1 protein-coding gene and 1 pseudogene are annotated in these 843 nt (G+C 71.1%); both read right to left on the reverse strand.

All coding sequences use genetic code 11. The features are described from left to right. Positions 1-242 (reverse strand): annotated as a pseudogene (locus GCN75_RS28790) (general secretion pathway protein GspB); the annotation flags it as partial. Position 243: 1 nt separating this feature from the next. Next, positions 244-843 (reverse strand): peptidoglycan-binding protein (locus GCN75_RS28795; RefSeq protein ID WP_193317707.1); only part of this gene is annotated, 600 nt, incomplete at its 5' end.

The raw sequence follows: 843 nt of genomic DNA on the forward strand, positions 1-843 counted from the left end.
GGGGCGGTGGGCGCGGCCGCAGACGCAGGCGCCGCCGCGTCCGCCTGCCAGGGCTGCCACAACAGCAGTGCGGCAGCCACGGCCACGCTCACGCCGCCCAGCGCCAGCCAGACGGGCGTGCGCCGCACAGAAGCGGACGCTGCGGTATCGTGCAGCTGCACCTGCGGTGCGTGAATCGATGGCAACTCGCCCAATTGGCGCTCGGCCTGCGATTTTTTCAGTGCTTCAAGTATGTAGGACATCTTATTTCCCCGCCACCATCGCCGTCGCAGCGGGCGCTGCCACGGCAGGAGCTGCGCTGCTCAGGCGCGGCTCCGAATTGTCACCCAGTTGCATCAGGCGTATGAACGTTTTCGGACCCGCCAGGCCATCGGCCCGCAGGTTCTGGCTCTGCTGGAACACGCGCAGCAGGCGTTGCATCTCAGCATCGAGCGGCAGATTGGCGGCCGGCGCCGGCAAGCCCTGCTGTTGCGCCAGGCGCTGCGCCAGCCAGTCCACGTCGGCGCCGCGGGCGCCCGCTGGCACCTCGTCGCGCCAGTTGCGCGGGGCGCGCCAGAAAGTGGTGAAACTGCCATCGCTGCGCTGCGCCAGCTGGGCCAGCGGCACGCTTTGCGGCTTGCCATCGAGCAGCACGGTGGCCGTCTCGTCCTGCAGCCGCGTCAGCAGCGCCAGCTGGTCCATTCCCTCCCCGTCGCGCAAGGTCAGCATGGCGGGACGGTCCAGCACGCGCAACTCGGCGATGCCGCCCCGGCTGTGCAGGCACCGCAAGCCGGCGCGCGCGCCCGCCTGGCAAGCGTCGCCGGCCGGCAACTGCTCGCCCCACAGGGCGGCCAGCTGGCGCAG

Origin of the sequence: Janthinobacterium violaceinigrum, assembly GCF_009208555.1 — a bacterium.
Taxonomy (GTDB): Bacteria; Pseudomonadota; Gammaproteobacteria; order Burkholderiales; family Burkholderiaceae_D; genus Janthinobacterium; species Janthinobacterium violaceinigrum.